Annotated in this window: 20 protein-coding genes; 6 read left to right on the forward strand and 14 right to left on the reverse strand. The window is 60.5% G+C overall.

All coding sequences use genetic code 11. The features are described 5' to 3' along the window. Positions 1-343: 343 nt before the first annotated feature. The 11 genes from AC1Q6D_RS28085 to AC1Q6D_RS28135 form a co-directional block, all read right to left on the reverse strand. A complete protein-coding gene (locus tag AC1Q6D_RS28085; RefSeq protein ID WP_047536163.1) occupies positions 344-988 on the reverse strand; it encodes a methionine ABC transporter permease in 645 nt (214 codons plus the stop codon). Next, positions 978-2,111: a methionine ABC transporter ATP-binding protein gene (locus tag AC1Q6D_RS28090; protein ID WP_103406062.1), complete on the reverse strand. Its 1,134-nt coding sequence runs from the start codon at positions 2,109-2,111 to the stop codon at positions 978-980. The genes AC1Q6D_RS28085 and AC1Q6D_RS28090 overlap by 11 nt, the downstream gene beginning before the upstream one ends. A 2-nt stretch (positions 2,112-2,113) precedes the next feature. Beyond that, positions 2,114-2,923, reverse strand: a complete 810-nt coding sequence (locus tag AC1Q6D_RS28095) for a MetQ/NlpA family ABC transporter substrate-binding protein (RefSeq protein ID WP_103406061.1) — start codon at positions 2,921-2,923, stop codon at positions 2,114-2,116. Between the two features lie 127 nt (positions 2,924-3,050). Next, the gene (locus AC1Q6D_RS28100) at positions 3,051-4,403 is read right to left on the reverse strand and encodes an LLM class flavin-dependent oxidoreductase (protein WP_103406060.1); all 1,353 of its coding nucleotides are present in this window, start codon (positions 4,401-4,403) and stop codon (positions 3,051-3,053) included. Then, entirely contained in the window at positions 4,403-5,608 is a 1,206-nt protein-coding gene (locus AC1Q6D_RS28105) for an SfnB family sulfur acquisition oxidoreductase (protein WP_047536172.1), read from the reverse strand. Before AC1Q6D_RS28105 ends, AC1Q6D_RS28100 begins: the two co-directional genes overlap by 1 nt. Positions 5,609-5,631: 23 nt before the next feature. After that, the gene (locus AC1Q6D_RS28110; RefSeq protein ID WP_103406059.1) at positions 5,632-6,873 is read right to left on the reverse strand and encodes an SfnB family sulfur acquisition oxidoreductase; all 1,242 of its coding nucleotides are present in this window, start codon (positions 6,871-6,873) and stop codon (positions 5,632-5,634) included. A 367-nt stretch (positions 6,874-7,240) separates the two neighbouring features. After that, positions 7,241-8,005, reverse strand: coding sequence for a hypothetical protein (locus tag AC1Q6D_RS28115; RefSeq protein WP_103406058.1), 765 nt, complete (start codon positions 8,003-8,005; stop codon positions 7,241-7,243). A gap of 482 nt (positions 8,006-8,487) precedes the next feature. Beyond that, positions 8,488-9,243 (reverse strand): L-cystine ABC transporter ATP-binding protein TcyN, encoded by a 756-nt coding sequence (gene tcyN, locus AC1Q6D_RS28120; protein WP_103406057.1) that lies wholly within the window; start codon positions 9,241-9,243, stop codon positions 8,488-8,490. A 4-nt stretch (positions 9,244-9,247) separates the two neighbouring features. After that, positions 9,248-9,913 (reverse strand): cystine ABC transporter permease, encoded by a 666-nt coding sequence (tcyL, locus tag AC1Q6D_RS28125; protein WP_103406056.1) that lies wholly within the window; start codon positions 9,911-9,913, stop codon positions 9,248-9,250. Continuing rightward, positions 9,913-10,707, reverse strand: coding sequence for a cystine ABC transporter substrate-binding protein (gene tcyJ / locus AC1Q6D_RS28130; RefSeq protein ID WP_090327831.1), 795 nt, complete (start codon positions 10,705-10,707; stop codon positions 9,913-9,915). The genes tcyL and tcyJ overlap by 1 nt, the downstream gene beginning before the upstream one ends. A 247-nt stretch (positions 10,708-10,954) precedes the next feature. Beyond that, positions 10,955-11,977, reverse strand: coding sequence for a D-cysteine desulfhydrase (locus AC1Q6D_RS28135; RefSeq protein WP_103406055.1), 1,023 nt, complete (start codon positions 11,975-11,977; stop codon positions 10,955-10,957). 197 nt (positions 11,978-12,174) lie between these two features. Between AC1Q6D_RS28135 and epsC the strand changes: the two genes are divergently transcribed. Continuing rightward, on the forward strand, positions 12,175-13,101 hold the full coding sequence (epsC, locus tag AC1Q6D_RS28140; RefSeq protein ID WP_103406054.1) for a serine O-acetyltransferase EpsC: 927 nt from the start codon (positions 12,175-12,177) through the stop codon (positions 13,099-13,101). A 403-nt stretch (positions 13,102-13,504) separates the two neighbouring features. After that, on the forward strand, positions 13,505-15,460 hold the full coding sequence (gene betT / locus AC1Q6D_RS28145; RefSeq protein ID WP_167361840.1) for a choline transporter BetT: 1,956 nt from the start codon (positions 13,505-13,507) through the stop codon (positions 15,458-15,460). 8 nt (positions 15,461-15,468) lie between these two features. Here the strand turns inward: betT and AC1Q6D_RS28150 are convergent, their stop codons facing one another. Together AC1Q6D_RS28150 and AC1Q6D_RS28155 are read right to left on the reverse strand one after the other, a co-directional pair. Next, a complete protein-coding gene (locus AC1Q6D_RS28150; protein ID WP_047536197.1) occupies positions 15,469-15,729 on the reverse strand; it encodes a hypothetical protein in 261 nt (86 codons plus the stop codon). 86 nt (positions 15,730-15,815) lie between these two features. Then, a complete protein-coding gene (locus AC1Q6D_RS28155; RefSeq protein WP_103406053.1) occupies positions 15,816-16,556 on the reverse strand; it encodes an SDR family oxidoreductase in 741 nt (246 codons plus the stop codon). 122 nt (positions 16,557-16,678) lie between these two features. Here AC1Q6D_RS28155 and AC1Q6D_RS28160 point away from each other — a divergent pair, with 122 nt between their 5' ends. The 4 genes from AC1Q6D_RS28160 to mgrA all read left to right on the forward strand — a co-directional run bounded on the left by AC1Q6D_RS28160 (position 16,679) and on the right by mgrA (position 19,513). Further along, positions 16,679-17,569 (forward strand): LysR family transcriptional regulator, encoded by an 891-nt coding sequence (locus tag AC1Q6D_RS28160; protein WP_103406052.1) that lies wholly within the window; start codon positions 16,679-16,681, stop codon positions 17,567-17,569. Positions 17,570-17,698: 129 nt separating this feature from the next. Beyond that, positions 17,699-17,881, forward strand: coding sequence for a type II toxin-antitoxin system HicA family toxin (locus tag AC1Q6D_RS28165; protein ID WP_103406051.1), 183 nt, complete (start codon positions 17,699-17,701; stop codon positions 17,879-17,881). Next, the gene (locus AC1Q6D_RS28170) at positions 17,878-18,342 is read left to right on the forward strand and encodes a type II toxin-antitoxin system HicB family antitoxin (RefSeq protein WP_371919935.1); all 465 of its coding nucleotides are present in this window, start codon (positions 17,878-17,880) and stop codon (positions 18,340-18,342) included. The genes AC1Q6D_RS28165 and AC1Q6D_RS28170 overlap by 4 nt, the downstream gene beginning before the upstream one ends. A gap of 133 nt (positions 18,343-18,475) precedes the next feature. Further along, on the forward strand, positions 18,476-19,513 hold the full coding sequence (gene mgrA / locus AC1Q6D_RS28175; RefSeq protein WP_103406049.1) for an L-glyceraldehyde 3-phosphate reductase: 1,038 nt from the start codon (positions 18,476-18,478) through the stop codon (positions 19,511-19,513). Between the two features lie 92 nt (positions 19,514-19,605). Here mgrA and tauD read toward each other — a convergent pair whose 3' ends face one another. Continuing rightward, positions 19,606-20,448, reverse strand: coding sequence for a taurine dioxygenase (tauD, locus tag AC1Q6D_RS28180; RefSeq protein WP_103406048.1), 843 nt, complete (start codon positions 20,446-20,448; stop codon positions 19,606-19,608). Between the last annotated feature and the right edge of the window lie 53 nt (positions 20,449-20,501).

The raw sequence follows: 20,501 nt of genomic DNA on the forward strand, positions 1-20,501 counted from the left end.
CGAACATGAGCATGGAATCGCTATGCGCCTATTGTTCCGGGCTACTAAACCCGGTCACTGATGAGCAGTGACGGGCCGAGACTAGTCACCCAAATTGGCAGGCGCAAGCGAGCGGAATAATCTAGGAAATGTCCTGCAAAGGAAAGGGAATGGGGCTGTAGGAGGCCTGTTATTCCTGTAGGAAAAATCCGCTTTTTGTAGGCGCGAGCCTGCTCGCGATGGACGTCAACGATAACGAGGGCTGCCTGGATGAACGCGGCGCTCTTGCGCTCATCGCGAGCAGGCTCGCTCCTACAAAGGGCTCCTTTAATGTGTGTTGAGGCCGAGCGTCAGCCGGGCCCCTTCAGCGTTTGTTGAGACCCCGCGCCAAGCGATCCCCGCCCAGCTGAATCACCGCCACCAACGCCACCAGCAACACAATCACCGTCAGCATGATCTGGCTGTCAAAGCGCTGATACCCGTATCGATAGGCGATGTCCCCCAAGCCACCTGCGCCAATCGCGCCGGCCATGGCCGAGGAGTTGATCATGGTCACCAACGTAATGGTGAAGCCCCCGACGATGCCCGGCAGTGCCTCGGGCAACAGCACGTGCCAAACGATGTGCCCGCGCCGGCAGCCCATGGCTTGCGCCGCTTCGATTAAACCGTGATCGACCTCGCGCAGGCTGACTTCGGCGATGCGCGCAAAGAACGGCGTCGCGGCGATGGTCAACGGCACTACCGCCGCCCATACGCCGTAGGTGGTGCCGACGATCAAGCGGGTGAACGGGATCAGCGCGACCATCAAAATCAGGAACGGAATTGAGCGGAACAGGTTCACGAACGCGCCCAGCGCACGGTTGATGCCCGGTGCCTCGTAGATGCCGCCCTTGGAACTGGTGACCAGGATCACCGCCAGCGGAATGCCCGCCAGCAGTGCGATCAAGGACGACACGCCGACCATCAAAAACGTGTCGATGAAGCCTTGCAGCAATCGATCAAACCACATAGCCCAATACCTCAACCTGTTGCGCCCACTGGCTCGCACGCTGGCGCAGTTCCTCGGCACCGAATGCCGAACCGGTCACGGCCAGCAGCAATTGCCCCAGGGCATGGCCCTGAATCCGCTCCACGCCACCTTGCAGCAAGCGCACGCGCCCGCCGAGGGCCGCGAACAGGGCGGCGATGTCCGGTTCGTCCTGGGCCGTGCCGGTGAATTGCAGACGCAGAACGACCGCGTCATCCGAAGCCTGTGGTTGCGCCTGCAAACGGCTTTGCAGTTCTGCCGGCAGCGCATGTTGCAACGGCGCGAGCAAGGTCTTGCTGACCTCGTGCTGCGGGTTGCCGAACACTTCCCACACCGGCCCCTGCTCAACGATGCGCCCGTGTTCGAGCACGACCACGCGATCACAAATCTCGCGGATCACCGCCATTTCGTGGGTGATCAAAATGATGGTCAGGCCCAGGCGCTGATTGATCTCGCGCAGCAGGCCGAGGATCGATTGGGTGGTCTCCGGGTCGAGCGCCGAGGTGGCCTCGTCGCAGAGCAAAATGGCCGGGTCGTGCACCAGGGCGCGGGCGATGCCGACGCGCTGTTTCTGGCCACCGGACAGCTGCGCCGGGTACGCCTTGTGTTTGGCTTGCAGGCCCACCAGTTCCAGGAGTTCGCGGACCTTTTGATCGCGTTGTTCCTTGGGCACCCCGGCGACTTTCAGCGGCAGCTCGACGTTCTGCCAAACGGTCTTGGCCGACATCAGGTTGAAGTGCTGGAAGATCATGCCGATGCGCCGACGCAGGGCCACCAGGCGGTCTTCATCGAACTCGCCAATGTCTACCTGATCGATCAATACACGCCCCGACGTCGGTTGTTCGAGGCGGTTGATGGTGCGGATCAGCGACGACTTGCCGGCGCCGCTGCGGCCGATGATGCCGAACACTTCACCGCGCTGGATCGCCAGGTCGATGCCTTGCAGGGCGGCCACCGGGCCTTGCTTGCCTTCGTAGGTTTTGCCCAGGCCGACAAAGCGCACGTGGGCACGATTGAGCTGCGGGTGCAGCTCGGTCTGTTGTGCCTGTTCTTGTAGAGGGCGGGGCTCTGGAATCTCCAGTCGCCGTTGGGTCGCTGCCGTCATGCTCAGCTCTCCCAACCGGCTTGGTAGAGCTTGCCGTGGGCCTTATCCAGGGCGGCGCGCACGGCTGGCGAGTGCTGGTAAATGTCGACGAACTTGATCAGGCGCGGATCGGTTTTGCTTTTAGGCTGGATCACGAACTGGATCACGTATTCCTTGTGATCGAGGCCGTCGAACAACAGGGCAGAGCCGGCATCAAAGGTCTTCGCCAGGCGAATGTAGGCCGGATAGCCCTGGACCAGGTCGGCGTCGTCATAGGCGCGCACCAGTTGCACGGCTTCGACTTGTAGGATCTTGATTTTCTTCGGGTTGGCGATGATGTCTTCTTCGGTGGCCTTGTAGCCGACACCCGGCTTGAGGGTGATCAATCCGGCCTTGGCCAGCAGCTGCAAGCCACGACCGCTGTTGATCGGGTCGTTGGCGATGGCCACGCTGGCGCCTTCGGGCAGCTCATCGAAGCTTTTGTATTTTTTCGAGTACAGGCCGACGTTGTTGATGATTCCCGGCGCGAAAGGCACCAGGTCAAAACCGGAGGCGGCCTTGGCGTTTTCCAGGAACGGGATGTGCTGGAAGTAGTTCACGTCGATGTCGCCGGCGGCGAGGCTGACGTTGGGGGCGATCCAGTCGGTGAATTCCACCAGCTCGACTTTCAGGCCTTGTTTGCCGGCTTCTTCCACGGCGGCTTCCAGGGGAATGGCGAAGGCGGCGGTGGTGCCGATTTTCAGCGGTGCGTCGGCGGCGAATACCGCGCAGCTGAACAGGCCGAGGGCCAGGGCCAGTGCTTTGACTGGGTTAGAGAGGTGGTTCTTGGTCATGATGGTTTTTCCAGTCAGTGCATGAATTTTTGGTGTTTGGTCGGGCCTCATCGCTGGCAAGCCAGCTCCCACAGTGGGTCTGTGGCGTTCACAAAACCCTGTGGGAGCTGGCTTGCCAGCGATGCTTTTAGCGTCGGTAGGCTGAGCCCGTGTGCTGCTCAGGCAAATGCGCCTCTGCGTGAAACAGCTTTTCGCGCAGGCTGCCGTTGTCGTAGGCGGTCTTGTACGAGCCTCGGCGTTGCAGCTCGGGGATCACCAGATCGATGAAGTCCACGTAGCTTTCCGGCGTGACGATCCGCGTCAGGTTGAAGCCGTCCAGCCCCGTTTCGGCGATCCACGATTCCAGCTCATCGGCCACTTGCTGCGGTGAACCGACCACGGTGATGTAGCGGCCGCCGAGGGCGTGTTGTTCGAGCAATTTGCGTCGGGTCCAGTCGTTGTTTTGCAGGTTTTTGGTGGCCGACTGGATCGCGTTGCTTTTCACGTACTGGATCGGTTCGTCGATGGCGTACTCGGAAAAATCGATCCCGGTGGACGCGGAAAAATGCGCCACGCCCGCTTCGGCGCTGGCGTAGCTCAGGTACTCGGCGTGCTTGTTCCAGGCCAGTTCTTCGGTTTCGCCGACAATCACGTTCAACCCCATGAACACCTTGATGTCCTCGGGGTTGCGCCCGGCTTCGACGGCGCTGGCGCGGACTTTGTCCACCTGCACTTTGGTCGACGGTTTGTTCTGGCCGCTGATGAACACGCACTCGGCATGGCGCCCGGCGAACAGCAAGCCGCGATCGGAACTGCCCGCCTGGAACAGCACCGGCGTGCGTTGCGGCGACGGCTCGCAGAGGTGGTAACCCTCGACCTGATAGAACTCGCCCTTGTGCTCGACCTTGTGCACTTTCTCGGGCTGCGCGTAGATCCGTTGCCGGGGATCGTTGAGTACGGCGCCGTTTTCCCAGCTGCCTTCCCAGAGTTTGTAGAGCACCTCCAGGTATTCGTCGGCCTGGTCGTAGCGGCGGTCATGTTCGACCTGTTCGCTCAGGCCCATGGCCTTGGCGGCGCTGTCGAGGTAGCCGGTGACGATGTTCCAGCCCACCCGGCCACGGCTCAGGTGATCCAGGGTCGACATGCGCCGGGCGAACAGGTACGGCGGTTCGTAGGTGAGGTTGGCGGTGAGGCCGAAGCCGAGGTTTCTGGTCACGGCGGCCATGGCCGAGACGAGCAGCAACGGGTCGTTGACCGGCAACTGGATCGACTCTTTGAGCGTGACGTCCACTGACTGCTGGTAGACGTCGTAGACGCCGACGATGTCGGCGATGAACAAGCCGTCGAAGAGCCCGCGTTCCAGCAACTGCGCCAGTTCGGTCCAGTATTCGATGGTTTTGTATTGGGTCGAGGTGTCCCGCGGATGGGTCCACAAACCGTGGTTGATGTGCCCGATGCAATTCATGTTGAACGCGTTGAGCAGGATCTTTTTCCTGGCCATCAGATGGTCCCCCGTAGCGGCGGGTTTTCATCGTTGAGGTAGTAGTTGCCCACCGCGTGGTACTTCCAGCGCACCGGGTCGTGCAGGGTGTGCACGCGCGCGTTGCGCCAGTGGCGATCCAGACCGTGTTCGGCCAGGGTTGCCTGGCTGCCGGCCAGTTCGAACAGGGTGCTGCCAGCGGCCAGGGAAATTTCGGTGCTGAGGGCGCGGGCTTCGGCGACGGCAATCGACGCGGCAGCGACGGTCTCGGCGTGGGTGTCGGCCTGGGCCTGGTCGAGAAATTCACCGGCACGTTCCAGCAGGGCTTCGGCGGCGTGCAGACGAATGCTCAAGTGGCCGAAGCTTTTGATCGTCAGCGGGTCGTCGGTGGCTTTTTCGTGGGTGGCGTCGATCCACGGCCGGGTTTTGGTGCGCACGAAGTGCAGCGCATCTTCATAGGCCGCGCGGGCGATGCCCGTGTCGATGGCGGCGTGGAGAATCTGCGCCAGCGGGCCGACCGGGGTCGGGCGCTCGAAAGCGCTCTGGAACGGGATCACGTCTTCGGCGGCGACAAACACGTCTTCGAACACCACCGAGCCGCTGCCGGTGGTGCGCTGACCGAAGCCGCTCCAGTCGTCGATCACGGTCAGGCCTTTGCTGTTGCGCGGGACGAACGCCAGTTGTTGCACGCCGTTTTCATCCACAACGGACGTCGGAATGCGTTGTGCGTAGATGGCCCCGGTGGCGTAGAACTTGCGGCCGTTGATGCGATAGCCGTCGCGCTCTCCCTGTAAATCAGGGGTCAGGCGGGTGACGCGGTCGTGGGCGGTTTTGGTGCCCAGTTCGGCGAGGGCATTGCCGAAGCGCTGACCGGCCAGCACTTCGGCGTACAGGCGTTTTTTCTGCTCGGGGCTGCCGTTCACACGCAGCACTTCGAGGGCGTAGAAATGGTTCTGCGGGATCTGCCCCAGCGAGCTGTCCGCTTGGGCGATCAGGGCGATGACTTTGGCCAGGGTGACGTTGGAAACCCCGGCGCCGCCGTATTCTTTGGGCACGCTGATGCCCCACAGGCCCGAGCGGGAAAATACTTCCAGTTCCGGGTGTGGCAAACGGCGTTCACGATCACGCAGGGCGCTGTCGCGTTTGAAGTCTTCGGCCAGGTCGCTGGCGACAATCAGGGCTTGCTCATCGCTGGTGATGACCGCGACGTGTTGAGAAAGGGTCATGTGTTTCTCCAGATGTCTGGTCGTTAAATCCAGGAATGGCGAGCCGGCAAGGTGCCGTTCAGGTGGTAGCTGCCAACGGCGTGGTATTTCCAGCGCACCGGGTCATGCAGCGTGTGCACCCGGGCGTTGCGCCAGTGGCGGTCGAGGTTGAACTCGGCGAGGGTGGCGCGGCTGCCGGCCAGTTCGAACAGCTTTTCGCTGGCCTGCAGCGAAATTTCGGTGGTCAGCACTTTGGCTTCGGCCACGGCGATCGAGGCGCGGGCGGCGGACTCGGCGGTGAGCGGCGCGGCGCTGACCTGATCGAGCACCTGCCCGGCCTTGCGCAGCAGGGCTTCGGCGGCGTGCAGTTCGATTTTCAGTTTGCCGATGTCGGCGATCACGTACAGGTCATCGCTGGCCCGGTCGACCTGGGCGTCGATCCATGGCCGGGCACGGGTTTTCACGAATTCGATGGCGTCGTCGAGGGCGCCACGGGCGATACCGGCGTCGATGGCGGCTTGAATCAGCTGCGAGACGGCGCCCTGGGTATTGGGCTTTTCATTGATCTTCCAGTTGTCCACCACCTGCTCGGCATCGACCCGCATGTTGTTGAGCAAAATGGTGCCGCTGGCGGTGGTGCGCTGGCCGAAACCGGACCAGTCATCGACGATGCGCAGCCCCGGTGTGCCGCGACGCACGAAGGCCAGCACTTGCTTGCCGTCGTCATTGAGCGCCTTGACCGCGACCCAATGCGCGAACAGCGCGCCGGTGGAGTAAAACTTCTGCCCGTTGAGGACATAACCATCGCCGTCGGCGGTGATGCGCGCCTTGAGTTCCAGGGTGTTTTTGCTGCCGCGTTCAGGGCCGGCATTGCCGATGCGCGAGCCGTCGAGCACGCTTTTGAAGATCTGTTTTTTCTGCGCTTCGGTGGCGCTGCCCAACACCAGGTTGAGGATGCCGAACTGGTTCTGCGGAATCTGTCCGAGGGCCGGGTCTGCCGCGGAAATGATCGCGAACACCTCGGCTAATGTGACGAACGAAACCTGCGGGCCACCGTACTCGCGCGGGATGGCAATGCTGCCCAGGCCGCTGCGGGTGAACTGTTCGATTTCCGACCATGGCAGCTTGCGCTGCTGGTCGCGTTTGGCGGCCTGCAGGCGGGCGACTTGCGCCAACTCATGGGCGGCCTCGATCGCTTGTGCGTCGTTGTGCAACACCTGCGCGGGCAACAAACGGGGGGCGACGTCCAGATCACTCTGGACAATTGCATCTGCCAGACTGGACATCAGCGCCACTCCTTGGCTGCACGCAATGCCCTGGCGATCTGCACTGGGGTGATTGTGTTCCGGACCATACCTACCTCGCATCTCATGGAAACGCCGCGGTGTGCGGCGAACGAAAACAAGAATGTCCGGTGGTCCGGTGTATATACCCTAAGCGTTTATAAATAAGTTTTGAACTAACTTTTAGGAATATATATAGAAGTGTGTCATCACGCACTGTTCATGGGGCAACAGTTGTTTCTGGGGCAACAGTTCAAGGCTGAATTTGGCTTTTTCCAGGCGCAAGGCTTGCCCGCGATAGCGCCCGCCAGATCGCTATCGCGGGCAAGCCTTGCTTCTACAGAAAAGCGCCGCGCAAGGAGCAAATTGCTCATCGCCTGCGGGGTTCGGCTGCTTTGAGGGGTTCTTTCTTCGGGACTTTGAGGTAAGGGTTGGCGCAACCAATCTTCAGCGTTCGCGCCGGCGCCCAGCGCGAGTTGTTGCCCACGCGGTCGAGGATGCAGTACGTCACTTCCAGGCGCAGGTCTTCGCCGGCTTCGAGGATGATCGCCGGCGGCACCCAGACCTGGATCGGTTGACCCACGTCGCTGGCTTTCAGCCGGGGCAGGTCCATGCGTACATCGCCCCAGCGCAGGGTGATTTCGTCGTCGACCGCCATGTTCATGTACGGCTCGATGGTGAGCGGTACACCCCGTTTGACCTGGCTAGGATTGACCCCCTGACGGCGAATCGTCTCGGGAATGCTCACGGGTGCCAGGCTCTGTATTTCGTCGCCATACAAGGCGCAGGGCTGGCCACCGGGGCAGTCGAGTTTGATCTGCACGTGGCGGGTGGCCGACATGACCGGACTTCGGCCCACCTGCATGACCCGGTAGTGGATGCCCGAACTGCCATTGGCGATGAAGCTCTCGGGCACGCGCAGCTGAACGGGGTGGCCGATATCGGCGGATGTCAGCACCCGGGAAGTGACGTAGCAGTGATTCCAGAACAGTTCGATCAGGTCGCCTTCGTCCATTGCGGTGTAGGACGGCACCTGGATCAGCAGATGCGCGGCCGAGGTGATGTTGATGCCGGTCTTGTGGGATTGCGCCAGGGTCGGTGCCGCCAGCTCGGTTGTGTTCGAGGTAGTTGCCATTTAAGTCTCCTTGAAGTCTTGCAGCGAAGTCCATTTCTTAAAAATCGGGAAAGTGAATTTCGAACAGCAAAACCGTTCATTACTTTTGAGTTGAAATAATGAGTGAGCGTGATGAGTGACGCCGGTGGGAGACTAGATACGAGTTCGCTTGAATAAGTGTCAATAGAGTTAGTTGGTTAAATACAAAATCATCTGTTATTCAGAAAGTTCCTACGCAGTGCAGTTAATAAACGCTATTGGTGCGTCGAAATTGACTATGAAGGCCAGAGTTTACGCGGCTTAAGGCCATGGGGGTAAGGTGGTTGGTGGCCTGGTCGTTCCTGGGTTGCAGACGTATTGAGTCTGTTTCGGGATATATATATGTACCCCGCGCGCTGACAAAAATCGGTCTATTGTTTGTGCGGTTTATTTGTGTGTGAATGGGGTGCTGATTGAGGGGTGCAACTTCCTTCCTTGGAAGTTGGCGATTGTTGCGAGGATTTTTAGTTGTGTGAGTTATTCAGAAACTTGCTGAGAAATTGTTTCGTGCGTTCTTCTTTAGGGTGGGCAAACAGCGCCTTTGCTTCGCCTTGTTCGACGATCACGCCCTTGTCGAAAAACACCACGCGATTGGCCACGTCGCGGGCGAAGCCCATTTCGTGGGTGACGATGACCATGGTGCGTTTTTCCTCGGCCAGGCTGCGAATGGTCGAGAGCACTTCGCCTACCAGCTCCGGGTCGAGCGCCGAGGTCGGTTCGTCGAACAGGATCACTTCAGGTTCCATCGCCAGCGCACGGGCAATCGCCACGCGCTGTTGCTGACCGCCCGAAAGGCGGCGCGGGTAGGCGTCTTCCTTGCCCGCCAGGCCGACCCTGGCCAACAGCTTTTTACCCAGGGCCACGGCGTCGGCGTGCGGGACCTTCTTGACGATGATCGGGCCTTCGATGACGTTTTCCAGGGCGGTGCGATGGGGGAACAGGTTGAAGTTCTGGAACACGAAGCCCACATGCTGGCGCAGACGGCGCACCAGGCCTTGTTGCTGGTTCAACGGGCGGCTGGTATCGATCTCGATATCGCCGACCTTGATCCGGCCGCTGGTGGGTTCTTCCAGGAAGTTCAGGCAACGCAGGAACGTGGTCTTGCCCGAGCCGCTCGGCCCGATGATCGCCACGACCTCACCTTCCTTCACTTGCAAATCGATGCCGTTGAGCACGACTTGACCCTTGAACTGCTTTGTCAGTTTTTCCACGACAATCATGGGGTCAGGACTCCTGGTCGTGCCGATTGACCCGGGCTTCCAGCTGGTTCTGCAGGTGCGACAGCACCGTGGCCAGAATCCAGTAGATCAGCGCGGCGGCCAGATACATGGTGAACACTTCGAAGGTACGGGCGGTGATCAGTTGCGCCTGACGGAACAGCTCCGGCACCTGAATGGTGGCTGCCAGGGCGGTGTCCTTGACCAGTGAAATGAAGCTGTTGCCCAGCGGCGGCAATGCGGTGCGCATCGCCTGCGGCAGGATGGCCCGGCGCAGGGTCTGCGCACGGGTCATGCCGATACTGGCAGCCGCTTCCCACTGGCCGCGCTCGATGGAGCTGATCGCGGCACGCAGGATTTCACAGGCGTAGGCGGCCATGTTCAGCGAGAAGCCGATCATGGCCGCCGGCAGCGGATCGAGTTCCATGCCCAATTGCGGCAAGCCGTAATAGATCACGAACAGTTGCACCAGCAACGGCGTGCCGCGAAAGAACGACACGTAGATGCGGGCGATCCAGCTCACCAGTTTGAAGCGCGACAGGCGCATCAGTGCCAGGCCGAAGCCCATCACCAGGCCGAAGAACATCCCGCCCAGGCTCAAGACGACCGTGTAGTAGGCCCCCTTGAGCAGGAAGGGCAGGGAGTCCAGTGCGAGTTGAAAAGCTTCTTCCATTATTGAGTGACGTCAGCGCTGAAGTATTTTTCCGAAAGCTTTTTCAGCGTACCGTCGGCGCGCAGCTTGTCGATGGCTTTGTTCACGGCGGCCAACAGTTCAGGCTCGCCTTTGCGCAGGGCAATGCCGGCTTCCTGGCGGGAGAAGGCTTCGCCGGCGGCAGAAGTGTCCTTGGCTTTCTTGGCGTATTCCAGCGCGGCGAGGCGGTCGATCAGGATGGCGTCGATACGGCCGACACGCAGGTCCTGGAACTTGGTCGGGTCATCTTCGTAGGTACGGACGTCAGCCTTGGGCACATTCTCTTTCACCCACGCTTCGTAGTTGGTGCCCAGGCCTACGCCGACTTTCTTGCCGGCCAGGTCGGCGGCGGTCTTGATGGTGTCCTTGTTCTTGGTCAGGGTCAGCGCCTGAATCCCGGAAACGGTGTAAGGCTCGGAGAAGTCATACTTCTTCTTGCGTTCTTCGGAGATGGTCACCTGGTTGATCACGGCGTCCAGACGCTTGGATTCCAGCGCCGCGAGGATGCCGTCCCATTTGGTCGGTTGCAGTTTGACCTTGACGCCCAGCTCTTTGGCCAGGGCTTCGGAGAACTCGACTTCGAAGCCGGTCAATTTGCCGTCGGCGTCGACGAAACTGAACGGCGGGTAGGTGCCTTCCAGACCGACGTTGATCACGCCAGCGTCCTTGATTTTTTGCAGTTGCTCACCGGCAACCGCTTGTCCCAGCAGGCCGACGCCCAGCGCCAGGCCCAGTGAACCCACCAGCAGATTTCGACGTAGTGCGGAAAAATTCATGACAAGCCCCTATGGTTTCTTATGGAAGACGCTTCAGGAAAGTTGGCGAATTCGGGATTTGAACGACTGCGATATCCTGCCCTAAAGCAGCGTATGCGTCTTGCTGCAAATTCGCCTGGGGTATGACTATATGATGGCGTTATTAGATTAGAAAATAATCAATAATATTTTTGTTATTCCCTAAAGGAATATTTGCGCGTCGTGAAAAAGATCACAGCCTGCGGCTGCAATCTTTTGCTCTTCACGGTTACAGAAAGTCCTTATAGGCAAACAACGCCGGCGCCCCACCGGTGTGCAGGAAGATGATCGGGCCTTCATCGAAGCGTTGACGACCGATGCCATCCAGTAACCCGGCCATGGCTTTTCCGGTATAGACCGGGTCGAGCAGCAGGCCTTCCTGACTCGCCACCAGCTTCACTGCGGCCAGTGTCCCGGCATTCGGTTCGCCGTAGCGCGGCGCGAAATACTCGTCCCACAACTCGACCTTGAAGCTCTTCGGCAGGCTCACGCCGAGCAACTCGGCGGTGCGCTCGGCCAGGCCCTGTACCTTCGGTCGCTGGTCCTCATCGCTACGGGAGACCGTGACGCCAATAACTGGCAAATCCGGCAGTGCTTCACTCAGGGCCAATGCCAGGCCGCTGTGGGTTCCGGCGCTGCCGGAGGCCAGGACGACGGCGGCGAAATTCAGGCCGGTGTCCTTGATCTGTTCCGCCAGTTCCAACCCGGCACGCACATAACCCAGGGCACCCAGCGCATTGGAGCCGCCAATCGGCACCAGATACGGTTTTTTGCCATTGCTGCGCAAGCGAGCGGCCAGGGCGTGCAATTGCTCGTCGGCATTGTCGAGGTTTTCCACCAGCTCGACCTTGGCATCGAACAGGTCCAGCAACAGCCGATTGCCATTGCCGAGGTAGTTGGCGTCGTCGGTGCCGAGGGGATTTTCCAACAGCGCTACACAGCCCAGGCCCAGTTTGGCGGCAATGGCGGCGGTCTGGCGCACATGGTTGGACTGAATCGCGCCTGCGGTGATCAAGGTGTCGGCACCTTGCGCCAGGGCATCGGCGGCCAGGTACTCGAGTTTGCGCAGCTTGTTGCCGCCCATGGCCAGGGGTGTCAGGTCATCGCGTTTGACATAGACGTCGCGCCCTAGCCAGGTCGACAGGCGTTCGAGTTTTTCCAGGGCGGTGGGCTGACCGAGCAGGTCGAGACGGTTAAAGCGAGCAAGCTGTTGTTTGATCGGCGCTTGATTGAACGGCTCTTGATTGAACATGGTTCCGTACTGGCGGTGGGAGATGTGTGGACTATAGGCACGCCTATTTGAAGGGGCAACCGCCAGCCTCCAATCGCTTATAGCCAACAGTGCTTAACACAGCACAATTGGTTCTTAATTTGGCTCGCAGACCTTGCCTTACAGTAATTGCCGGTGACGCGGCCAGACTGTCCGGCCGCCCGAGAGGAGTTTTTACCGTGAGTGAGCGTTCCAGCCATTGGCAATTGCAGAGCATCGTCAGCCAGCTGCGCACGGCACGTGAGCAGTGGCGCGCGCAAAACGGCCGTGCCAGCACCGAGCAGGGAGGGCGCGAGTTGCCGTCCCGCGCCGCCATGGCGGAGATTCTCGAAGCCCTGTGCGGCGCGCTGTTTCCGATGCGCCTGGGGCCGGTGGACCTGCGCGAGGAAAGTGAAGACTTCTACGTCGGCCATACCCTCGACGTCGCCTTGAACGCCTTGCTGGCTCAGGCACGGCTCGAATTGCGCTATGCCGCGCGCCACAGCGCCCAGGTCGACACCGAGGTCGAGGCCAGGACCCTCCAGATCATCCAGGACTTCGCCCTCGCATTGCCGGGGTTGCGCAGCCTGCTGGACACCGACGTTCTGGCCGCCTATCACGGTGACCCGGCGGCGCGCAGCGTCGATGAAGTATTGCTGTGCTATCCGGGGATTCTGGCGGTGATTCACCATCGCCTGGCCCACCATTTGTATCGCGCCGGGTTGCCGTTGCTGGCGCGGATCAGTGCGGAAATCGCCCACTCGGCCACCGGCATCGACATTCACCCCGGCGCGCAAATCGGTCGCAGTTTTTTCATCGACCACGGGACAGGCGTAGTCATCGGCGAGACCGCCATCATTGGCGAGCGCGTGCGGATTTATCAGGCCGTGACCCTGGGCGCCAAGCGCTTCCCGGCGGACGAAGACGGTCAGTTGCAGAAGGGCCAGCCGCGTCACCCGATTGTCGAGGATGACGTGGTGATCTATGCCGGCGCGACGATTCTGGGGCGGATCACCATCGGCAAGGGGTCGACCATTGGCGGCAACGTCTGGCTGACCCGCAGCGTGCCGGCGGGCAGCAACGTGACTCAGGCGAATCTGCAGCATGACGATGGGGCGCAGAAGTAATTCCAGAAAGCCTGGCTGACTGACAGGCCCTCATCGCGAGCCAGCTCGCTCCCACAGGATTCTCGGGTGTTCACGGTCATGGTGTTCACTGAATATCCACGGTGGAAGCGAGCTGGTTCGCGATTGGATTTCATGCCAAATCGAGCTAACGGCTTTGATTTAATCCTGCCTCAAACCCTCCCTTGAACGGGCACAGGAAAACGACCGCCGAGCCCTGTGATTAGTCCTTAGCACCCTATCCATGTTTAAATTGAACGCTCATTCAAGTTAAACCGGTGGTTCGCCGCCCGCTCACAACAGGAGGCTTGCCTTTGCTGAGTCCGATTTCTACAGCCACGTTTTACCCCCTCGAGGTGCACCGTTCATGAGTGCATCGTCCCTCCCTCCAAGCGGCCTGGTCCGCATGAATCCGCCGGTGTTCTACTTCGCGGCGAGTTTCATTCTGCTGTTCGGCGTCGTGGTCATTGCCCTGCCTGAACAGGCCGGTGCCTGGTTGCTGGCGGCGCAAAACTGGGCGGCCAATACGGTCGGCTGGTACTACATGCTGGCGATGACGCTGTATCTGGTCTTCGTGGTGGTCACCGCCTTGTCCGGCTACGGCAAGATCAAGCTCGGTGCCGACCACGACGAGCCCGAGTTCAGCTACCTGTCCTGGGCCGGCATGTTGTTCGCCGCCGGCATCAGCATCACCCTGTTTTTCTTCTGTGTGTCCGAACCGCTGACCCACATGCTGCAGCCACCCCAAGGCGAGGCCGGCACGGCGGATGCGGCGCGTCAGGCGATGCAGATTCTGTTCCTGCACTGGGGCCTGCACGGCTGGGGTGTGTTCGCTTTCGTCGGCATGGCGCTGGCCTATTTCGCCTACCGCCATAACCTGCCGCTGGCGCTGCGTTCGGCGCTGTATCCGCTGATTGGCAAGCGCATCAACGGGCCGATCGGCTACGCGGTGGATGGCTTCGGCATCATCGCCACGGTGTTCGGGCTCGGTGCGGACATGGGCTTTGGGGTACTGCACCTCAACTCGGGCCTGGACTACCTGTTCGGCATCGCCCACACCCAGTGGATTCAGGTCGGCCTGATCACCCTGATGATGGGGGCGGCGATCATCGTTGCCGTCTCCGGCGTCGACAAGGGCGTGCGGGTCATGTCCGACATCAACATGCTGCTGGCCTGCGCGTTGCTGCTGTTCGTGTTGTTCGCCGGCCCGACGCAGCACCTGCTCAATACCTTGATCCAGAATATCGGCGACTACCTCGGCGCGTTGCCGATGAAGAGTTTCGATCTGTACGCCTACGACAAACCCAGTGACTGGCTCGGCGGCTGGACGGTGTTCTATTGGGCCTGGTGGATTGCGTGGTCGCCATTCGTGGGCTTGTTCATCGCGCGGATTTCCCGTGGCCGCACCATCCGCGAATTCGTCTTCGGTGTACTGTTGATCCCGCTCGGTTTTACCCTAGCGTGGATGTCGATCTTCGGCAACAGCGCCATCGATCAGGTGCTCAACCACGGCATGAGTGCGCTGGGCATGTCAGCCATCGATAACCCGTCGATGACCCTTTACCTGCTGCTGGAAACCTACCCGTGGAGCAAAACCGTGATTGCGGTCACGGTGTTCATCAGCTTCGTGTTCTTCGTGACTTCCGCTGACTCCGGCACGGTGGTGTTGTCGACGCTCTCCGCCAAGGGCGGTAACCCGGACGAAGACGGGCCGAAATGGCTGCGGGTGTTTTGGGGCGCGATGACCGCGCTGGTGACCAGTGCGCTGCTGTTCTCCGGCAGCATCGATGCGCTGAAGTCGGCGGTGGTGCTGACTTCGCTGCCGTTCTCGCTGATTTTGCTGTTGATGATGTGGGGGCTGCACAAAGCGTTTTATCTCGAATCGCAAAAGCAGATCGCACAGTTGCATTCCCTGGCGCCAGTGTCCGGCTCGCGGCGTGGCGGCTGGCGTCAGCGCTTGAGCCAGGCGGTGCATTTCCCGTCACGGGACGAGGTCTATCGCTTCCTCGATTCGACGGTGCGCCCGGCCATTGAAGAAGTCTCGGCGGTGTTCGTCGAAAAGGGCCTGAAGGTCGTCACGCAGCCGGACCCGGCCAATGACAACGTCAGCCTGGAAATCGGTCACGGTGACGAGCATCCCTTTATCTATCAGGTGCAGATGCGTGGCTACTTCACGCCGTCATTTGCCCGGGGCGGCATGGGCTCCAAGGAGCTCAACAACCGTCGTTATTACCGGGCCGAAGTGCATTTGAGCGAGGGCAGTCAGAACTACGATCTGGTGGGCTACACCAAGGAGCAGATCATCAACGACATCCTTGATCAGTACGAACGGCACATGCAGTTCCTGCATCTGGTGCGTTGATCGGGGGCTCAGGGTTCGCTGCTCAGCACCATGAACAACACCAGCGCCGCCACCGGGACGCTGAATACCACGGTGCCGACCACCACTTCGGTGCTCAATGGCTGGCCGGCGTGAACCATGCCGACCGCGGAATTGATCAGTGTGAGCGCCAGCCACAGCGCGACAAAGCCGTAGGCCAGGGTCTGGCGGGTGAAGCCGATTTTCTCGCCGATGAACAGCATCAGCGCCAGGAGGATCAGGCCGAAGGTGATGATGATGGTGGTGTGCATCGGGTGTTTCCTCCAGTGGTGTGCTGCTTTTGAGGCCGCCTTCGCTGGCTTGCCAGCGAAGGCGTCTAGCCTGCCTCCACAGCAGCTTAAACCAACCCACCATTGACCCGCAGTATCTGCCCATTGACCCAAGACGAATCCGGCCCGACCAGAAACGACACCACTCGGGCAATGTCTTCCGGCTGACCCAGGCGCTCCAGTGGCGCCATTTTGGCGAAGGTCTGGATCTGCTCTTCGCTCTTGCCGTGCAGGAACAGGTCAGTCGCCACCGGGCCCGGTGCCACCGCATTGACGGTGATGTTGCGACCGCGCATTTCCTTGGCGAACACCTGGGTCAGGGATTCCACCGCCGCTTTGCTGGCGATGTACACGGCGTAACCCGGCAGGTTCAGGCCGACGGTACTGCTGGAGAAGTTGATGATCCGCCCGCCGTCGTTCAGGCGCGTGGCCGCCTCACGCAGGGTGTTGAAGGTGCCGCGCGCGTGGATGTTGAAGGTCTGCTCGAACAGTTCATCACTGTGTTGCGCCAACGGCATGACCTTGAGAATGCCGGCGTTGTTGACCAGCACATCAACCTTGCCCAGCTGTGCTTCGGTTTCATCGAACATCCGGCGCACGTCCTCGGCGTTGGCGACATCCGCCTTGATCGCGATGGCCTGATGGCCGGCCTGACGCAATTCCACCACCCGTTTTGACGCTTCGGTGGCGCTGTTGGCGTAGTTAATGGCGACGGCAAAACCCTCACCGGCCAGCTGTTTGGCGATGACCGCGCCGATGCCGCGGGAGGCGCCGGTCACGATGGCAACTTTCGAAGTCTGGGTAGTCATGGCGAGGGTTCCTGTTGATGGGGGAGTGGCGCCAATTTCACATGTTTACTCAGGCCGATAAATGCACGAGAGTTGCCTTGACTGTTCAATAATCGCCAACAATCGAGCGTCAGGAGTTCAGTGTGGATCAAGTCAAAGCGATGAAGGTGTTCGTGCGTATTTATGAGCGCAGCAGCTTCACCCTGGCGGCGGATGACCTGAACCTGCCGCGCGCAACCCTGACCCACACGCTGAACCAATTCGAAGCCTGGTTGGGCACGCGTTTGCTGGAGCGCAGCACGCGCAAGGTGCGGCCGACGCTGGATGGCGAGGCCTACTACCCGCGTTGCGTGCAGTTGCTGGCGGAGCTGGAAGAGGCTGAGCTGGCGTTTCGTGGCGTGGCGCCGAAAGGCCGCTTGCGGGTCGACCTGCACGGCACTTTGGCCAGGCACTTCGTGATCCCGGCCCTGCCGCCATTCATGGCGCGATACCCGGACATCGAACTGTCGATCAGCGAGGCCGACCGTTTTGTCGACCTGATCGCCGAAGGCGTCGACTGCGTGCTGCGCGCCGGCTCGTTGAGCGACTCGACCCTGATCGGCAAACGCGTCGCCAGCCTGCGCCAGATCACCTGTGCCAGCCCGGCCTACCTGCGCCAATACGGCGAACCGCAGAGCCTCGATGACCTGAAAAACCATCGGGCGGTGAACTACGTTTCCCGCAGCACCGCCAAGTTGTTCCCGTTCGAATTCATGGTCGAGGGCGAGCTCAAGGAAGTGGCCATCGAGGGCGCCATTTCGGTGTTTGGCGCAGAAATCTACGCCGCCTCGGCGATTGCGGGGCTGGGGCTTATCCAGTGCCCGCACTACCGGATGGAAACGCAAATCGCCCAGGGCCTGGTGAAGGAAGTCCTCACCGAGACACCACCGCCGCCGATGCCGGTGTCAGTGCTTTATCCCCACAACCGCCACATGTCGCCACGGGTTCGTGTGTTTGTGGATTGGTTGGGGGAGGTGTTTGCGGGGGCGGGATAGCCGCCGGTCCGAGAGCAAAGTCGACTCCGTCGGACTGACTATTATCTTTCAGAGTGTGTATTGTGTGTATTGTTATCGTTTCACTCTGCCTAAAGTACGCAGCGATTGCTGTCGAAAAAGGCGAAGGAAATGCGAAGTCGGGAAATGATCAGGATGATCGAGGGCGATGGTTGGTATCTGGTTGCGGTAAGGGGCAGCCATCATCAGTACAAGCATCCCTGCAAGGCCGGAAGAGTGACGGTCAAACATCCTGATTCGGATCTTCCGAAAGGAACGATCAACAGCATATTGAAACAGGCGGGGCTGAAATGATGCCCGTCACTGGATACGAAAGTCCCTGCTGGGACACATCATATGAAGGACTCATCAAGATGAAATTCCCGGTTGTTCTGCACAAGGATGCCGACTCGGACTACGGAGTGATTGTCCCGGATGTGCCGGGTTGTTTCTCGGCCGGTAGCACGGTGGCGCAAGCGCTCGAGAGCGTGAAAGAGGCGCTTTCTCTGCATTACGAAGGACTGGTTGCCGATGGTGATCCATTGCCGCAGGTTCGCGAGATCGACGCTCACCTTGATAACCCAGAGTACGCCGGTGGGGTGTGGGCGGTGGTGGAGTTCGATATCACGCCTTATTTCGGAAAGTCGGTGCGTTTCAATGCAACGCTGCCCGAGCAATTGCTTGAGCGTATTGATCAGACTGTCAGGCGCGACCAACGCTACAGTTCGCGTTCCGGTTTTTTGGCGGCGGCAGCATTGCGCGAATTGTCGGCATAAGGTTCGACGAAAGAAATTTGAAACGTTTCAGCAGTTAATCGAATCTTGAGTTTTTTGGCGTTTGTCTGAGCGTATGCTGTGCGACTGGCGAAGCAGTCGATACCAGATTTCAAGACAGACAAGAGAGGATTCGATGACTTACACCGCTGCCGAAAACCGCTACGACTCCATTCCTTACCGCCGCGTGGGCCGCAGCGGGCTGGTGCTGCCGGCGCTGTCCCTGGGCCTGTGGCACAACTTCGGCGACAGCACGCCGATCGATACCCAGCGTGCGTTGTTGCGCACCGCGTTCGACCTGGGCATTAACCATTTCGACCTGGCCAACAACTATGGCCCGCCCTACGGCAGCGCCGAGATCAACTTCGGGCGTTTGCTGCGTGAAGACTTCAAGCAATACCGCGATGAGTTGATCATCTCCAGCAAGGCCGGTTGGGACATGTGGCCGGGGCCTTACGGCCAGGGCGGCGGTTCGCGCAAGTACGTGCTGGCCAGCCTCGACCAGAGCCTGCAACGCCTGGGCGTGGACTACGTGGACATTTTCTATTCCCACCGTTTCGACCCGGACACCCCGCTGGAAGAAACCGCCAGTGCGCTCGCCACCGCGGTGCAACAGGGCAAGGCGCTGTACATCGGCATCTCGTCCTATTCCGGGGTGAAGACCCGCGAAATGGCGGCGTTGCTCAAAGAGTGGAAAGTGCCGCTGCTGATCCATCAGCCGGCGTACAACCTGCTCAATCGCTGGGTGGAAAAAGACCTGCTCGATACCACCGACGAACTCGGCACGGGGGTGATTGCGTTCACGCCGCTGGCCCAGGGTTTGCTGACCGACAAGTACCTCAACGGCGTACCGGAGGATGCGCGGGTCAACCGTCCGGGCGGTGGTTCGTTGCAGGCTTCGCACTTGTCGGAAGCCAACATTGCCCATGTGCGTGCGCTCAACGAGATCGCCAAGCGTCGCGGTCAAAGTCTGGCGCAACTGGCCCTGGCCTGGACCCTGCGCGACCCGCGCGTGACCTCGGCGCTGATCGGTGCGAGCCGGCCGGAGCAGATTATCGAGAACGTTGGGGCCTTGAAGAACCTGAGTTTCAGTGAGCAGGAACTGGCAGAGATCGACCGCTTTGCCCAGGAGGGCGGGATCAATTTGTGGGAGAAGCCTTCGACGGCTGAGTAAGTGTTCGGGCGCCAGGTTTTTCGGTGCCTGTTCTGGCCTCATCGCGGGCTTGCCCGCGATGAGGCCATTAACATCAGTGAAAAAATCAGGGCTCACCTAAAGAACGGCACATCCCCCAACACCGTCGCGCGCTGCATCACCCGCCGCGCCGGCCGGTAATCGTCCACCGCGTAATGTTGTGTCACGCGGTTATCCCAGAACGCGATGTCGTCTTTCTGCCAGCGCCAGCGAATGGTGAATTCCGGCCGGGTGGCGTGGGCGAACAGGAACTTCAAAATCGCTTCGCTCTCGGTTTCCGCCAGCTCGTTGATCTTCGACGTGAAGCCTTCGTTGACGAACAGCGAGCGGCGTCCGCTCACCGGGTGGGTGCGGATCACCGGATGCGACAGCGGCGGATTCTTGCGTCGTGCTTCTTCCCACTGCACCAGCGTCTGCGGTGTGTTGCCATAGCGTTCCATCGGGAACGAACGGGTGAAGTCGTGGGTGGCGGTCAGCCCTTCGAGCAAGGTTTTCATCGGCACGGACAAGGCCTCGTACGCGGCGATGCCACTGGCCCACAGGGTGTCGCCGCCGAACTCCGGCAACAGCTTGGCGCTGAGCACCGCGCCCATCGCCGGGGTGGGCAGGAAGGTCACGTCGGTGTGCCAGATCGCGTTATCCCGAACGTCGGTGACGGCGGTGTCGAGGATCAGAACTTCTGGTTGTTCCGGCACGTTCGGGTAGATCGGGTGAATGTGCAGGTCACCGAAATTGGCCGCGAAACGCGCTTGCTGCTGTGGCGTGATCGGTTGGTCGCGGAAGAACAGCACCTGATGCTTGAGCAGCGCTTGCTCGATGGCGTCACGCTGTTCCAGGTTCAGCGGCTGGCTGATGTCGACGCCGCTGATCTGTGCGCCGAGGGCGGAGCTTAAGGGGACGATGGTCAGGTGGCTCATGAGGGTTCTCTTCAATTCTGAGTGTTGACTCCTGTGGGGGCGAGCAAGCCCGC

Source organism: Pseudomonas sp. MT92 (assembly GCF_058792515.1).

Bases quoted from the DNA above. Each gene is read 5' to 3' on its own strand.
- AC1Q6D_RS28085 (WP_047536163.1), bottom strand. From the start codon at position 988: ATGTGGTTTGATCGATTGCTGCAAGGCTTCATCGACACGTTTTTGATG.
- AC1Q6D_RS28090 (WP_103406062.1), bottom strand. From the start codon at position 2,111: ATGACGGCAGCGACCCAACGGCGACTGGAGATTCCAGAGCCCCGCCCT.
- AC1Q6D_RS28095 (WP_103406061.1), bottom strand. From the start codon at position 2,923: ATGACCAAGAACCACCTCTCTAACCCAGTCAAAGCACTGGCCCTGGCC.
- AC1Q6D_RS28100 (WP_103406060.1), bottom strand. From the start codon at position 4,403: ATGGCCAGGAAAAAGATCCTGCTCAACGCGTTCAACATGAATTGCATC.
- AC1Q6D_RS28105 (WP_047536172.1), bottom strand. From the start codon at position 5,608: ATGACCCTTTCTCAACACGTCGCGGTCATCACCAGCGATGAGCAAGCC.
- AC1Q6D_RS28110 (WP_103406059.1), bottom strand. From the start codon at position 6,873: ATGTCCAGTCTGGCAGATGCAATTGTCCAGAGTGATCTGGACGTCGCC.
- AC1Q6D_RS28115 (WP_103406058.1), bottom strand. From the start codon at position 8,005: ATGGCAACTACCTCGAACACAACCGAGCTGGCGGCACCGACCCTGGCG.
- tcyN (WP_103406057.1), bottom strand. From the start codon at position 9,243: ATGATTGTCGTGGAAAAACTGACAAAGCAGTTCAAGGGTCAAGTCGTG.
- tcyL (WP_103406056.1), bottom strand. From the start codon at position 9,913: ATGGAAGAAGCTTTTCAACTCGCACTGGACTCCCTGCCCTTCCTGCTC.
- tcyJ (WP_090327831.1), bottom strand. From the start codon at position 10,707: ATGAATTTTTCCGCACTACGTCGAAATCTGCTGGTGGGTTCACTGGGC.
- AC1Q6D_RS28135 (WP_103406055.1), bottom strand. From the start codon at position 11,977: ATGTTCAATCAAGAGCCGTTCAATCAAGCGCCGATCAAACAACAGCTT.
- betT (WP_167361840.1), top strand. From the start codon at position 13,505: ATGAATCCGCCGGTGTTCTACTTCGCGGCGAGTTTCATTCTGCTGTTC.
- AC1Q6D_RS28150 (WP_047536197.1), bottom strand. From the start codon at position 15,729: ATGCACACCACCATCATCATCACCTTCGGCCTGATCCTCCTGGCGCTG.
- AC1Q6D_RS28155 (WP_103406053.1), bottom strand. From the start codon at position 16,556: ATGACTACCCAGACTTCGAAAGTTGCCATCGTGACCGGCGCCTCCCGC.
- AC1Q6D_RS28165 (WP_103406051.1), top strand. From the start codon at position 17,699: ATGCGAAGTCGGGAAATGATCAGGATGATCGAGGGCGATGGTTGGTAT.
- AC1Q6D_RS28170 (WP_371919935.1), top strand. From the start codon at position 17,878: ATGATGCCCGTCACTGGATACGAAAGTCCCTGCTGGGACACATCATAT.
- mgrA (WP_103406049.1), top strand. From the start codon at position 18,476: ATGACTTACACCGCTGCCGAAAACCGCTACGACTCCATTCCTTACCGC.
- tauD (WP_103406048.1), bottom strand. From the start codon at position 20,448: ATGAGCCACCTGACCATCGTCCCCTTAAGCTCCGCCCTCGGCGCACAG.